Origin of the sequence: Micromonospora sp. NPDC048843 (assembly GCF_040649965.1) — a bacterium.
Lineage (GTDB): Bacteria > Actinomycetota > Actinomycetes > Mycobacteriales > Micromonosporaceae > Micromonospora > Micromonospora hortensis.
Genome location: NZ_JBEZGJ010000073.1, coordinates 19,556 through 33,974, shown reverse-complemented (window position 1 = coordinate 33,974; position 14,419 = coordinate 19,556). Strand labels below are relative to the sequence as shown.

The 14,419-nt window shown below is 71.7% G+C and carries 8 protein-coding genes; 3 read left to right on the top strand and 5 right to left on the bottom strand.

The window, feature by feature from the left end; all coding sequences use genetic code 11:
- Positions 1 to 121: 121 nt before the first annotated feature.
- Positions 122 to 5,584 carry a carboxyl transferase domain-containing protein gene (locus AB0C20_RS18360; RefSeq protein WP_357189568.1) on the bottom strand — a complete coding sequence of 1,821 codons (5,463 nt, stop codon included), beginning with the start codon at positions 5,582 to 5,584 and terminating at the stop codon, positions 122 to 124.
- Positions 5,585 to 5,933: 349 nt separating this feature from the next.
- On the opposite strand from AB0C20_RS18360, the gene AB0C20_RS18355 reads away from it, so the two are divergent.
- From AB0C20_RS18355 to AB0C20_RS18345, 3 genes are all read left to right on the top strand, one after another.
- Positions 5,934 to 7,190: a phosphodiester glycosidase family protein gene (locus tag AB0C20_RS18355; protein WP_357568393.1), complete on the top strand. Its 1,257-nt coding sequence runs from the start codon at positions 5,934 to 5,936 to the stop codon at positions 7,188 to 7,190.
- Between the two features lie 126 nt (positions 7,191 to 7,316).
- Positions 7,317 to 8,414 (top strand): winged helix DNA-binding domain-containing protein, encoded by a 1,098-nt coding sequence (locus tag AB0C20_RS18350; RefSeq protein WP_357189574.1) that lies wholly within the window; start codon positions 7,317 to 7,319, stop codon positions 8,412 to 8,414.
- 222 nt (positions 8,415 to 8,636) lie between these two features.
- Positions 8,637 to 9,359, top strand: coding sequence for a cellulose binding domain-containing protein (locus AB0C20_RS18345; RefSeq protein WP_357568392.1), 723 nt, complete (start codon positions 8,637 to 8,639; stop codon positions 9,357 to 9,359).
- 55 nt (positions 9,360 to 9,414) lie between these two features.
- Here the strand turns inward: AB0C20_RS18345 and AB0C20_RS18340 are convergent, their stop codons facing one another.
- The 4 genes from AB0C20_RS18340 to AB0C20_RS18325 form a co-directional block, all read right to left on the bottom strand.
- Positions 9,415 to 10,212 carry an SAM-dependent methyltransferase gene (locus tag AB0C20_RS18340; protein ID WP_357189578.1) on the bottom strand — a complete coding sequence of 266 codons (798 nt, stop codon included), beginning with the start codon at positions 10,210 to 10,212 and terminating at the stop codon, positions 9,415 to 9,417.
- A 128-nt stretch (positions 10,213 to 10,340) separates the two neighbouring features.
- Positions 10,341 to 10,997 carry a response regulator transcription factor gene (locus AB0C20_RS18335; protein WP_357189580.1) on the bottom strand — a complete coding sequence of 219 codons (657 nt, stop codon included), beginning with the start codon at positions 10,995 to 10,997 and terminating at the stop codon, positions 10,341 to 10,343.
- Entirely contained in the window at positions 10,994 to 12,289 is a 1,296-nt protein-coding gene (locus tag AB0C20_RS18330; RefSeq protein ID WP_357568391.1) for a histidine kinase, read from the bottom strand. Before AB0C20_RS18330 ends, AB0C20_RS18335 begins: the two co-directional genes overlap by 4 nt.
- A 42-nt stretch (positions 12,290 to 12,331) precedes the next feature.
- The gene (locus AB0C20_RS18325; RefSeq protein WP_357568390.1) at positions 12,332 to 14,299 is read right to left on the bottom strand and encodes a serine hydrolase domain-containing protein; all 1,968 of its coding nucleotides are present in this window, start codon (positions 14,297 to 14,299) and stop codon (positions 12,332 to 12,334) included.
- Positions 14,300 to 14,419: the final 120 nt, after the last annotated feature.

Below are 14,419 nucleotides of genomic sequence, written 5' to 3'. Positions count from 1 at the left end.
CGCCTTCAACTCGCTCAACGGGGTACACGTCCAGGAGGGCGACAGCGACGTCGTCGGATTCGCGGTGATCGACCAGGGACCAGCCTGAACAGGCGGGCCCCTGGTCAGCGCCACCCTGGCGTCATCCCAGGCGGGCCTCGATGGTCTCGATGATGCGCGGACGCAGCTCGGCGGCGCGGATGACGGCGTCCACCGACCCGACCTCGACGGCGCGGTGGATGTTGTGCACCCTGTCGAACTCCGCGGCCACCTCGCTGAGTTTCTCAGCGCGCACCGACGAACGCAGCTCGTCGAGCTCCGCTGTCAGCGCGGCGCGTTCGGTGCCGGCCGAGGCGGCGGTGCGGGCCTCCAGGTCCCGCACCCGCGAGTCGGCAGCCGTACGAGCGTTGACGTCGGCGGAGAACACCACGGCGGCGGCGGGTGCGCCACCCAGCACCGAGGCGAACGAGCCCTCCAGCGCCAGCACCGTCATGTTCGGGTTCAGCGCCTTCGAGAACACCACGAACGCACCGCCGTGGTAGCGCGAGATCACGCAGAAGACGATGGGCCCCCGGAAGTTGACGATCGCCCGGCCGATCTCGGCGCCGTACTCGAGTTGCAGCTTGCGCATCGACTCCGGTGAGCCGTCGAAGCCGGACAGGTTGGCCAGCACGACGAGCGGCCGGTTGCCGCTGGCCGCGTTGATCGCCCGCGCGGCCTTCTTCGACGAGCGAGGGAACAGCGTGCCCGCCGTGTAGGTGTCCGGCCCGTCGGTGGGCGGGAAGCCGTGCCGGGGCACCGACCGGGACTCGATGCCGAGCAGGCAGACCGGGATGCCACCGAGGTGGACGTCCTGCACGACGGCGGTGTCCGCGTCCGCCATGCCGGCCCAGCGCTCCAGCACCGGGTGGTCCTGGTCGGAGAGGGCCCGCATCACCGTTCGGATGTCGAACGGCTTCTTGCGGTCGGGGTTGGACTCGACGGAGAAGATCTCTCCGACGGTGGCGAAGGTGCTGCCCGCCACGTCGTGCGGGAAGCCGGAGATGTCGCGGTCGGTCGGGTCGGTGGTGACCGCGCGCCGGGGCGCGTCCTCGCCGGGCGCGACGTACGTGTGGTCGTAGTGCGCCATCACCACGTCCCGTGCGGCCGTCAGGTTCGGCGCCCAGTACTGCGCCTGCCCGTTCGGCCCCATCACCCGGTCGTAGCCGCCGATGCCGAAGTTGTCCTCAGCGGACACTCCACCGGAGAAGTCGAGCGACTGCTTGCCGGTGAGCACCATAGCCGAGTCGGGCGTCATCACCAGGATGCCCTTGGTGTGCATGAGCATCGTCGCCTCGGCGTTCCAGTACGGCTGCGCACCGACGTTGATGCCGGCGACCACGATGTTGATCTCACCGCCGGCCTGCGTGAACTCGACGATCCGCTTGAGCGCCGCGGCCACCCAGTCCATGTTCTCAGTACCGGAGGTCATCGAGATCCGGGCCCCGGCGGACAGCGCCCACCACTCCAGCGGCACCTGCATCCGCTCGGCCAGGTCCAGTGCGGCGATCACGCGCCGGCACTCCGGCTCCGACAGGGCGCCCAGCGACTTCGTCGGGTCGCCGAGCAGCACCACCCGGGTGACACCCTGGGGGTAGCGCTCGGTCGGCGTCGTGACGACGCCGGCGACGATGGCGGCGCTGTTGCGCCCCTTCGGCCGGTCCACCGGCACCAACGCGTGGCCGGCGTCGAGGTCGTGCTCGACGAAGTCGCCGAGCCGGCCGGTCAGCTCGTACGGGTACACGGTGTTGCGGCTGCTGGCCCGCAGCACCTTGAGCCGGTACTCGTCGAGCGGCTCGATCGGCTCGACCGGCGGCTCCCCGACGGCCAGTTCGGCGCCGCCCGCGGCGTCGAACGAGATCCGTACGGCGATCTTGGTCAGCTCGCCGGTCCGGCGGTCGCGCTGGCGCGCGATGAACAGGATCTCCTCCAGGCCGGCGCCCGCTGTCGTCGGGCGGACCCGCCCGGCGATCATCTCCATTTCCTCGCGGGTCAGCTCGCTCGGCGGCCACACGTAGACCACGATGCGGTTGGTGTTGAAGCGCGTCTTCGACGGCCGCCGCGACTGGGCGCGGCGGATCGAGTCGAGGCAGGCGGCGATGGCGTCCTCGGTCGTCGGCAGCGCGACCAGACGGCCGTCCTGCTCGCGAAGCTCGGTCAGGTCACGCACCTGCGCGAACGCGACAAGGCGCTCGTCGGCGCGGTTCTCCCGGGCCACGCACTGGAAGAGGTAGACCTCCTCGTCCGACGACGGCAGCCGGGTCAGGTCGAACTTGTGCAGCCGCTCCAGCTGCATCCTCTGCGCGATGTACGGGTGCAGCCCACGGATCAGCCGGTCCTCGGTCAACTGGGCGCCCGACGGGCGGAAGGTGAAGTGGTGGTGCATCACCGCCCCGCCACGACCCGCGACGGTGGTGGTGACCCGACGGACCTGGGGCGGCAGCGGGTGCGCGGCGATGACCTCGGCCAGCACGGCCGCCATCGCGTCGAAGTCCTCCGGCTGGTTCTCCCAGCCGAGGTAGATGTCGGCGTCCACGGCGTCCTCGCCGGTGGCCAGCTCGGCCAACCCACGCAGGGCGCTGCCCAGCGCGTCGAAGCTGACCGCGGCGGAGACCACGCTGGAGTCGGCGCGCTCGGCGACCACGAACGTGCAGCCGGCCACCTCGCGGGTACGCACGCTGGTGAGCGACCGGTTGCCGTAGTACCGCCGGGTCAGCACCTCCAACATGACCGCGTTGTCGAGGTGGTCGCGGACGAGCCGCTGGCCGAGCAGCCGGACCAGCGGCTCGGTGCTGCGCACCATCTCGGCGATGCGCTCGGCGCGGTCCGGCGCGTCCGGCTGCGCGTCGAGGTGCCGCAGGTGCCCACGGACCTCGGCGTAGACGCGGGCGCGGTTGCGGCGCAGCAGCGGCTGGGCGAACCAGGCGAACACCACGCCGCGGGCGAGGTCCGCGACCACTGGGAAACGGACCTGCGTCGCGGCGATCAGCCGCTCCAGCGCGAGGCCGGCCGGCTCGCGCAGCGTCTCGTCCGGCGGAGTCTCCCGCAGCCACGCGCGCAGCAGCGCCGCGATGACCTGCGCGTCCGCGGAGGCGCGCTGCTGGGCGAGGAAGATCCGGAAGACGGCGGCTTCGAGGGCGGGGGTGCGGTCCAGGTCGGTGACGCCGTACCGGCCGAGAGCCTTGCCGAGCCTGGTCTGGAAGGCGTCCGGCAGCCCGGCCCGCTCGACGTCGAGGCTCTGCAGGTAGGTGTGGAAGTACTCCCGGGCGCTGTGCACGTGCGCGGCGCCGCCGTCCTCGCCCGTCGGCCGGTTGCGGCTCAGCTCGGCGAGATCGGCGAACACCTCGATGAGGTCGAGTTCGGCGGCCAGGGGCCGCTGACCGGCTTCGGTGGCCGTCCGCCGCGCGGTGAGGTAGTCGTCGAGCACCCGGCGGTCGTCGTGCGGGTCGACGTCGAAGCCGAGCAGCAGACCCCGCAGGTCCTCCTGGCCGCGCCTGCTGCGCTCGTACGCCGGGATGTCCGCGTCGGCGGTGGGCAGGTCCAGTTCGACGGTCTCGGTGCTCGGGTCGTCGGTGGTCTCCTCGGCGTCGTCCGCGAGCGGCTCGAGGCGCAGCAGCGGCGCACCTGCCTCCACCTGGCTGCCCACCGACACGGCGCACTCCTTGAGCCGCGCCTTGAACGGCGCCCGCAGCACCGTCTCCATCTTCATCGCTTCGAGCACCAGCACCGGCGCGCCCGCCTCGACCTCCGCGCCGACCTCCAGCGGCGTGGCGACGACAAGCGCGGGCATCGGGGAGCGCAGGACACCACCCTCGTCCCGGCTGACCCGGTGCGTCACGCCGTCCACCTCGACCAGGTGGGTCGGCCCGTACGTGCCGGTGAGCAGGCGGTAGCGGATGCCGTTGACGACGATCTGACCGGTGTGCCTGTCGAAGCGGTCGAGTTCGACGTCGGCGGTGCGCACGACGGGCCCGGTCTCGATGCCGACCCGGAACCTGTGCGCGCCGACCCGCGCCACCCGGGTGCGGTAGCCGACGCCACGCAGCTTGAGGTCCAACGGCCGGCCGCTGGCGTGCTGTACCTGCGGGCGCCCACCGGCCGCTGTCGACAGCAGCCGCTGCCGTTCGACGCGCTCCTCCTCCTCGTACGCCTCGATGGCGGCGGCGGCCAGGGCGACAGCGGAGTGGCGGTGGGTGACGAGGCGGCCCTCGCCGCGGACGCGGTCGATCCAGCCGGTGTCCGCGCTGGCGTCGATCACCTCGGGCTGGTCGAGCAGGTCGAGCACGAAGCTCTTGTTCGTCGCCCCGCCTTCGATGATCACCGTGGTGTTCGCCATCGCCCGGCGCAGCTTGCCGAGCGCCTCGTCGCGGTCACGGCCGTACGCGATGATCTTCGCGATCATCGAGTCGAAGTCGGCCGGGATGGTGTCACCCTCGCTGACGCCGGTGTCCACCCGGATGCCGGGGCCACTGGGCAGGTCCAGCCGGGCGATGCGGCCGGGGGACGGCGCGAAGTCGCGGTCGGGGTCCTCGGCGTTGAGCCGCGCCTCGATGGCGTGCCCGCGCTCGGCCGGCGGCGCACCTTCGAGTCGCCCGCCGGCAGCGACGTGCAGCTGCGCCTTTACCAGGTCGAACCCTGTGGTCAGCTCGGTGATCGGGTGCTCGACCTGGAGGCGGGTGTTGACCTCCAGGAACGCGAACAGCCGGTCCCCGGGGTGGTAGAGGAACTCGACCGTCGCCGCGCCGCGGTAACCGACAGCCACGGCCAGCCGCTCGGCCGACGTCTTCAGTTCGGCGGCCTGCGCCGGGTCGAGCACCGGCGACGCCGACTCCTCGATGACCTTCTGGTTGCGCCGTTGCACCGAGCAGTCGCGGACGCCGAGCGCCCACGCGGTGCCCTGTCCGTCGGCGATCACCTGGACCTCGACGTGCCGGGCACCGGTGACCAGGCGCTCCAGGAACACGATGCCGCTGCCGAACGCCCGTGCCGCCTCCTGGCTGGTGCGCTCGTACGCGTCGACCAGCTCGGCCTCGTTCCTGATCACGCGGATGCCGCGACCGCCGCCGCCGGCGGTCGCCTTCAGCATCAGCGGGTAGCCGACCTCGGCTGCCGAGGCCTGGGCGGCGGCGAGGGTCTCGACGGCGCCGCGGCTCCACGGCGCGACCGGCACACCGACCTTCTCGGCGATCAGCTTCGAGCCGATCTTGTCGCCGAGTTGGCGCATGGCGTCAGCGCTCGGCCCGACGAAGGTGACGCCGATCTTCTCGCACAGCTCGGCGAACGCCGGGTCCTCGGCGACGAAGCCCCAGCCGACCCACGCGGCGTCGGCACCGGTCTCGGTCAGGGCGCGCTCCAGCACCGCCAGGTTGAGGTACGGGCGGGCGGACGCCGGGCCGAGGTCGTAGGCGATGTCCGCTTCGCGGACGAATGTGGCGTTGCGGTCGACATCGGTGTAGAGAGCCACGGTTTCGAGCTGGATGCCGGTCTCCGCGGCCAGCTCGCGGACCGCGTGGATGAGCCGCATGGCGGCTTCACCACGGTTGACGATGGCGACACGGTTGAACACCCGAAGAACCCCTTAGCTAGACCTCGACCTGCGTGCCGGGAGACGACGGCCTCCCAGCAGTGATCACCTTTCCGCGTGGCGGCGGCCAGCGCTATGGCGCAACCACCGAACCCACCGTCCCTCAGTTGTAGGAAGTGCACAAAACTTTTTGGCACCCCAGGGGACACGCCGGCCTGCTCCGGCCACTCCGGCAGTTGATCAAGACGGTGCGGGCGGTTCACGTCCGCAGCCTCCCGTGTTCACCCCCGAGTGATCGGCTGACCAGGAAGATCATCGCCGGTCCGGTCAACCGCCGGCCCGGCTCGGCCATCCCGGCCCAGGCCAGGAACGCACCAGGAAAGGAGCGGCAATGAGGTCACCGCACCTCGTACGCCCACGTCTGGCGCTGCTGCTCGCGGCGGGACTCACCGCGCTCGTCACGCCGACCGGCGTCGCCCACGCCGCGACCGCCACGGTACCCGCGACGGGCACCCCGATCACCATCACCTCGACCGCGCAACTCGCCCCCGGCGTCACGTACGGCTCGTTCGAGGTGTCCACGCCCCGGGGCGTCACCGTCGGTTATCTGCTCACCGCCGACCTGAAGAAGAACAAGGTCTCCCTGGACCTGCTGCACCCCGCCGCTGTCGCGCAGCGCCAGGTCGTCTCCGCCATGACGAACGACCAGGGCGCCATCGCCGGCGTCAACGGGGACTTCTTCAACAACAGTGAGACCCACACCGGCGTCACGCCCACCTACTCGTCGTCCGGCCCGGAGATCGCCGACGGCGAGGAGCTGAAGTTCGCGGTGCCGACCGCGCAGCGTTTCGGCCCCGGCCTGGCCCCCGGCACCTCGACCCGGGACGTGTTCGGCGTCGGCGTGAACGGCAAGGCACGCGTCGACACGGTGAGCCTGGACGGCGAGGTGCGCAGCAGGAAGGGCACTATCGCGCTGGGCGGCCTCAACCAGTACGCGCTCCCGGTCGACGGCGTCGGCCTGTTCACCGCCGACTGGGGGACCGCCTCCCGGGTCCGGTCCACCTGCGGCACCGACACGAGCCGCAGCGACCCGTGCAGCACCCACACCTACGAGGTGACAGTACGCGACGGCGTGGTGACAGCGGTCGGCCCGACGCCCGGTGCGGGCGCGATCCCGGCCGACACCCAGGTGCTGGTCGGGCGCGAGGGCGGCGCGGACGCACTCGACGACCTCGCCGTCGGTGACCGGGTGCAGGTGCGCGAGAAGCTCGAGTCCGCCGGCAAGCCGAAGCTGACCTTCGCGGTCGGTGGCGCGCCGATCCTGCGCGACGGCGCGCCGTTGGCCGGTCTGGACACCAAGACCGCCGCGGTACGCAGCGCGGCCGGCGTCAGCCCCGACGGTCGGACCGTGTACCTGGTCGCCCTGGCCGGCCGTGCCCCGGCCAGCGCCGGGTTCACGATCGCCGAGCTGGCCGACCTGATGCGCTCGGTCGGCGCGGACGCCGCCGTGAACCTCGACGGCGGCGGGTCGAGCACTGTCGCCGTCCGCGAGCCGGGCCAGGCCGCGGCCACCGCCCGCAACAGCCCGTCCGACGGTACGGAGCGTCTGGTCGCCAACGGCATCGGCATCTTCGTGGGTAAGCACTGATCGGTTCACCCGCTCGCATTCGCCCCGCCCGGTGCCACCGGACGGGGCGAATGCGCGTACCCGAGACGGTCGGGCACCCAGACTGTCGGCCCCGGGTCAGATAATGACGCCGGCCGAAAGGACCCCATGACCATTCTCGACAGCCGGGCGCTCAACCGCGCGACGCTCGCCCGGCAACTGCTGCTCGACCGCGCCGACCTGCCGCCGCTCGACGCCGTCGCCCACCTCGGCGGCCTCCAGGCCCAGGAGCCGCAGGAGCCGTTCATCGGGCTGTGGTCGCGGCTGCGTTCGTTCGACCCGACGGTGCTCTCGACCCTGCTGACCCAGCGACACGTGGTTCGTACCCACCTCATGCGCCGCACCGTCCACCTGCTCGTCGCCGACGACGTCGTGGCCTGGCGCCCCCGTCACGACGCCATGCTGCGCCAACGCGTGCTCGGGGTCTACCGCGGCGAGCTCGACGGAGTGGACCTCGACGAACTCGCCGCTGCCGCGCGGGCGGTGGTGGCCGACGGTGAGCCCCGCTCGATGCCCGAGATCGGGCGGGCGCTCGGCGAGCGCTGGCCGACGCCGGGGCTGCGGGTGCTGGGCGAGATCGCTGTCGCGCTGCTCCCGATGACACAGGTGCCGCCGCGCGGTGTGTGGCGGGCGAAGGGAGGCGCGCGCTACGTCCTGCTCTCCGCGTGGCTCGACCGGGAGATCGCCCCGCCGACCGCGGCGGACACCGATCCCGTCGGCCAACTGCTCGTCCGCCGCTATCTGGCCGCGTTCGGTCCGGCGGCCACTGCCGACCTGCGGGCCTGGTGCGGCCTCGCCGGACTGCCGGCCGTGGTGAACGCCATGCGGGACGAGTTGGTGACCTTCCGCGACGAGCGTGGCCGGAAGCTGATCGACCTCCCCGACGCGCCGCGCCCCGACCCGGAGACACCCGCCCCGGTGCGGTTCCTGCCGGCGTTCGACAACGCGATTCTCGGCTACGACGACCGCAGCCGGATCATCGACGACGCCCACCGTGGCCTCTCGGTGGCCGGCGAGCGCGTGGTGCTCGTCGACGGCCGGGTCGCGGCGACCTGGACCGTCGAGTCGGAAACGGTGACCGTCAACCCACTGCGCGGCTTCTCCCGAGCTGACCGGGTCGCCGTCACCGAGCAGGGGCAGGCCCTGGCGGCCTTCCTCTCCGACAACGAGAGCGACCGGGTGCGGGTCGGTTCGTCTCCCCACTGAAGGGCCGACAGGTTCGGGATCGCCTTGCATCGATGTTCGTCGACTGCGATGCTGTGGTCGGTCGTGCTCGGGAGCCAGCGCGCACCACATTTTCTCCGGTCCACGGGGCGCACGCGGTGGCCACGTCACCCGTGCCGGGCGGCCCTCGTCGGTGACCGGAAACCCGAGCGCGGCACCGTCCACCCCTCGGTCATCGGTGCCCGGTCCCCACCGGAGGTACCGATGCTTCGCATGTTCCTTGCCGTTACGACAGTGACGCTCGCCGTCTGGGGCGGGGCGAGCGGCACCACAGAGTCGACGCCCCCGCCCACACCACTGCCCTCGCCCACGATCGCCTGCCCGCCGGCCCTGCCGATCAGCGCCAGCGTCACCGGGGTCACCACCACGAGCCTGACCGTCTCGTACTTCATCTTCTTCCGCCCACCCTGCGGCTACGACCCGCCAATGACCGTCAGCCTCTTCACCAGTCGGGAAGACGCCCAACAGTGGCGGGCGGCGGTCGCCGAGGGTGTCTCCGGGCCGGAGCGCAACGGTGCGGTGACCATCGACGGGCTCACGCCCGACACGGAGTACTGGTACCGGTTCACCGACGTCGACGGAAGACGCGATCCCTATGTGATCGCCTCGGCCCGGACCGCCTCGCTGGCCTCGTGCCGTGCCACGGCCACGATCGATGCCCGCTGGGGCAGCGGCTTCGTCGCGACGGTAACGGTCCGCAACACCGGGACGCTGCCGCTGGACCAGTGGCGCGTCTCCTGGACGTGGTCCGGTGACGAGCAGGTCCAGACGGCCTGGGGTGGGGTGGCCGAGACGGTCGGCTCCGACGTCACAGTTCGCAACGCCTCCTACAACGGGACGCTGGCGCTGGACGGGGCTACCACGTTCGGTGTGCTCGCGACGACCAGCGCGGTGCCGGACGGCCTGACCCTGACGTGCGCGCGGTGAACGACGTCCGCCCCGCTCCGGCGCGATGGCGGGAGCGGGGCGGACGTCGTTTCGGTCAGGGCTTGCGGGCCACAGCGCCGTAGGCGTCGATCCCGACGGCGTCGGAGTCCTCCGGTCGCCACAGCGGGATCGGCACCAGGCCCGGCTCCACCATCGTCAGCCCGTCGAAGCAGCTCGCAAGCTCCTCCGGGCTGCGCAGGATGTACGGAACTCCGCCGCTCTGCGCCAGCCGGTCGGCACCCGAGACCACCGCTGGGCTGGTGTTGGTGCCGTCCCAGAGCACCAGGTGCGAGCCGGACGGCATCACGTCCATAGTGCGTCCGACGATCGAGCGCACTACGTCCAGGTCGGGCTCGTAGCCCATCACGCCCATGTACATCACGGCGATCGGCTGGTCGAAGTCGAGCGTCTGCGCCGCCTCGGCGAGGATCTTCTCCGGGTCGTGGTAGTCGGCCGGGACGTAGGTGGTGACACCCTCCGACGTCGTGCTGGCCAGCAGTGCCCGCGCGTGCACCAGCACCATCGGGTCGTTGTCCACGTAGACGATCCGCGAGTCGGGCGCGACGCCCTGGGCGACCGCGTGCGTGTTCTGCATGGTGGGCAGGCCGGTGCCGATGTCCAGGAACTGCCGGATGCCCGCCTCGGCAGCGAGGTAACGCACGGCCCGCACCAGGAACACGCGCGACTGCTGCGCCATCAGGACGATCTCCGGGTAGACCTCGGCGACAGCGTCGCCGGCCGCCCGGTCGGACTGGAAGTTGTCCTTGCCGCCCATCCAGTAGTTCCAGATCCGTGCCGCGTGCGGCACGTCGGGCTGAAGCTTCGCGGCGAGTTCGGGGTCCGGGCCGGCCATGCCTGGCTCCTATCGAGGGGTCGTCAGCTGGAGGTCACCACAGCGGTACGCCCGGATCGTACTCCGGCAATGTCCACTCTCGACCGGGGGTGGACCCACCGCCGCCAGGCAGGGGACCAGGGTCGCTGTCACCGGTGGACCACCCCGTTCTGGTACGCCCACACGACGGTCTGTAGTCGATCCCGTGCGCCGATCTTGGCCATGGCCCGCCCGAGGTGCGACTTGACAGTGCTGGTCTCGATGAAGAGCCGCTCGGCGATCTCGACGTTCGACAGGCCCTGTGCGAGCAGCTCCACGATCTCGGTCTCCCGCGCGGTCAGCTGGTGCGCCGCCGCCGCGTCCGAGCGGGGAGCGGGCGTACGCCTGGCGAACTCCGAGATCACCCGACGGGTGACGGCCTGGTCGACGAGGCCGTACCCGCTCGCCAGGCGACGGATCGCCTCGATCAGCTCCTCGGGCTCACAGTCCTTGAGGATGAAGCCGCTGGCGCCGGACTCCAACGCGCCGAAGACGTACTCGTCGAGGTCGAAGGTCGTCACGACCAGCACCGCCGGTGGCGTCCCGGTCGCCTCGGCGACGATCTGCCGGGTCGCGGTTAGCCCGTCGCCGTGCGGCATCCGGACGTCCATGCAGATGACGTCCGGTTGCAGCCGGCGGGCCAGCTCCACCGCGGCGGACCCGCTCGACGCCTCCGCCACTACCTCGATCTCGCCGGACTGCTCCAGGATGACGCGGAAGCCGGCCCGGACGACGGCCTGGTCGTCGACGAGCATCACTCTGATCATGCGGGGGCCTCTTCCTTCGGACGGAACGCGGCGGGGCCGCTCGTCGGGAGTGTCGCGGCGACCGACCAGCCGCCTGCCGCCGTCGGGCCGGCGGTGAACGTCGCCCCGATCAGCTGGGCGCGCTCACGCATGCCCACCAGGCCGACGCCACCGGTCCGTGCCGCCGGTACGCGTCGCGGCGTGGCGGGTTCGTTCACCACCTCCAGCGACACCGAGCGGGGCTCGAAGCGGAGCGTCACCCGCGCCGCAGCGCCGGGAGCGTGCTGGCGGGCGTTGCTGAGCGACTCCTGCGCGATCCGGTAGAGCGCGACGTCGGCGATCGGCGGCACCTCGCGTTGCTCGCCCTCCCGGACGAACTCCACAGGGCCGGCGAGGTTGCCCGCGGTGCGGACGAGGTCGTCGAGCATGCCCAGCCCCGGCACCGGGGCGGCACCGTCGCCGCCCTCGTGCCCGGGCCTGCCGCGCAGCACACCGACGACCAGGCGCAGGTTGTCCAGGGTCTCCTTGCCCTGACTGCGGATCCAGGCCACACCGGCCTTCGCGGCCGCCGGGTCCCGGTCGATCAGCCGCTCGACCGCCGCCGCCTGCACGACCATGCCGGAGAGGTGGTGCGCGGCCACGTCGTGCAACTCCCGGGCCATCCGGGAACGCTCCGCGCCGATCGCCGCCTGGACCTTCGTGCGCTGCTCCCGGACCGCCTCGTCCGCCCGCACCCGGACCAGCTCCACGTAGCGCCGGTAGGTGGCCACGTAGCCGCCGACGAAGGTCGCGCTGGCGTAGGTCAGGGCGCTCGCCGAGACGTACGCGACGGCCGTCAGCAGATCCGGGGTCACCACGACGGCCGCCCCGATCGACTCCACCACCACGACCGCGCTGACGGCCAGCAGCGCACGGCGAACCGGCAGCAACGACCCGACGGTGTACGCCACGACGAACGGTGCGAGGCCCCGGATGGTCGCCTCGGGCAGGGAGAAGCCGATGATGGGCAGTTGGAGGCCGACGACGAGCGCGAGGCAGAGCAGGGGCCGGACCCGACGCAGGCACAGCAGCATCGCCTGCGCGCAGCAGATGGCGACGAGCAGCCAGGCCCGCGCCCTGTCGAACGACACCCCGTCCTCCGGTGCCACGAACCAGAACAGCGAGGTGAGCAGTACGAACGTCAGGACGGTCAGCACCGCGGCCAGCAGGCAGTCCCGGGGGAACACTTTGGTCACCCCGAGCCGGGTGAGCCGGGCGTCGAGCCACTTCGTCAGTCGTCGTGTGCCGAAATCGGTGTCCGTGTGGTCCCTCATGGGGTGCGCATCCTTGCTCCGGATCGTCCCGGGTCGGGCGGGTCAGTAGGAGATGCTAGGCGCGAGCAGGTGGAACTCCACGGCGAACCAGCCCGCGCCGGCGAGAGCCAACAGGATCAGGCCGCTGCCGGTGATCCGCCGCCAGCCGACGTGGCGTCGCACGTCGTCGACCAGCCGGACCGCGGCGGGCAGCACTCCGAGCAGTCCGACCAGTTGCAGCACCTGAATGGTGCGCAGGACGGGCCCGGGAACGTCCTGGAGGCTCATGATGCTGCCGATGCTCAGCACCCAGCCGGCGAACGCGAGCAGCGTGCCGGCGACGGCGAGGCGGCTCAGGATCCGCGCGGTGCGCCCCGCCCGCTCCCGGGGAGCGCGGCCCAGTCGACGGCGGACGATCGCGCCGACCGGCCAGGACAGGACGGCGAGCAGCAGCACGACTGTCGACAGGGCCAGCACCGGAACGGCCACAGTGGAAGCGCGGGCCGACTCGACGGGTAGCAACGCGAACGCGGAGTCGAAACTGATCGCCTCGACCCGGTCGTCGGTGGCCCGCATGGCGATCGTGCGCTGCCCGCCGACCTCGCGCCAGACCCAGGGCGCCACCTCCTCGTAGAGGGCGGGGGAGTCCGACAGCGGGCCCGGCTCCACCAGCAACCGGTCACCGTCGGCGACGCTGACGGTGGTTCGACCGACCAGGCCGATCGCCGTCAGGAAGTTGCTCTGAATCGCTCGCGAGGACTCGTACGTGCCGACGGCCAGCGCTGCGTGCTTGGCGGTGGTCGCCGGGTCCACGCCGACGGTCGGCTGGTCGTCGCGGGCAGGGAAGTAGCGGTCGGCGAAGCCGTTCACTATCGACTCGCGAAGCTCGTGGCTGTCGAGGGCGCCGGAGCCGTTGCTGTTGAGGGACAGGAAGATGCCGGCCCGGTCGTCGGGGTAGATCTGCAGGTGGGAGTGGAAGTACTTGGTGTCGCCGCCATGGCCGAGGATCCGGTGGCCGTTGCGGTCCTCGGCGAAGAATCCGAGGGTCATCCGGGGCCCGTCGGCCAGCGTGCCCAGCGACGTCGCGTCGAGTGCCGGCCGCTGCATCAGCTCACGGGTCGGTTGGTCCAGCAGGGGCGCGAAGCCCACCGGCTCGCCGAGCTGGGCGAGCATGAATCGCGCCATGTCCGTCGCGGGGGCGCTCAGCGCACCGGGCGGGGGCGTGCCGACGATCTCGAACGGCGCGGCAGGCCCGGCGGAGGTGTCGTACCCGTTGGACATCCGGTCGCCCAGCGCCGCCGGGAGGGGCTGCGCGAAGGTCGACGACGGCATGCCCGCGCGGTCCAGGACGTTGCGTTGGACGTACTCCTCGAAGCGCGTCCCGCTGACGCGTTCGACGATGTAGCCGGCGAGCGCGTTGCTGTAGTTGGAGTACGCGGGGACGGTGCCCGGCTGGTAGATCTGCTCCGGTGGGTCGGTCATCAGGGCCCTGCGGAGGTTGAGGTCGCCGCCGTCGGTGCCGATGAGGCCGGCGATCCGCTCCTCGAAGCCGGCGGTGTGCGTCAGCAGGTGCCGCAGTGTGACGGCCCGCTCGTAGCGCAGCGGCAGTTCGAAGTCGAGGTACGTCGTGACGTCGGTGTCGAGGTCGAGCTTCCCGCTCTGCACGAGTTGCAGCACCGCGGTGGCGGTGACGAGCTTCGACACCGATCCCATCCGGAACAGGTGCCGGTCCGGGTCGACAGGTACGGCCGCGTTCCCGCCGGCGCCGGTGTCGGCGTACCCGTACCCCCGGGTTGTGAGGATCTTGCCGTTGTTCACGACGGCGACGGTGGCTCCCGCGATGCCGGTACGGTCGAGCGCGGCTGGCAGCAGGCCGTCGAGCCAGGCGTTGACGTCGGTGTCGGTCAGGGCGGAACCCGTCCCGCTCGCTGCGGCGGGTGCCGCCGGAGCGTCGATGTGCGGTGCGGGATTCTGCGGGGGCGCGCCGCAGCCGGCGGCGCTCACGGCGAGAACGACAGCGGTCGCCAGCACCGCGCCGAGTCGGACGACAGGCCGCGCGGGACGGGGTGGGAGAAGAGAGAGTGGGCGCATTGTCTGCCAGTGCCTTCCCAGGCGAACGGGTGTCCGGAACAGGTCCGTAAGGCGTCACCC

Bases quoted from the DNA above. Each gene is read 5' to 3' on its own strand.
- AB0C20_RS18355 (WP_357568393.1), top strand. From the start codon at position 5,934: ATGAGGTCACCGCACCTCGTACGCCCACGTCTGGCGCTGCTGCTCGCG.
- AB0C20_RS18350 (WP_357189574.1), top strand. From the start codon at position 7,317: ATGACCATTCTCGACAGCCGGGCGCTCAACCGCGCGACGCTCGCCCGG.
- AB0C20_RS18345 (WP_357568392.1), top strand. From the start codon at position 8,637: ATGCTTCGCATGTTCCTTGCCGTTACGACAGTGACGCTCGCCGTCTGG.
- AB0C20_RS18340 (WP_357189578.1), bottom strand. From the start codon at position 10,212: ATGGCCGGCCCGGACCCCGAACTCGCCGCGAAGCTTCAGCCCGACGTG.
- AB0C20_RS18335 (WP_357189580.1), bottom strand. From the start codon at position 10,997: ATGATCAGAGTGATGCTCGTCGACGACCAGGCCGTCGTCCGGGCCGGC.
- AB0C20_RS18330 (WP_357568391.1), bottom strand. From the start codon at position 12,289: ATGAGGGACCACACGGACACCGATTTCGGCACACGACGACTGACGAAG.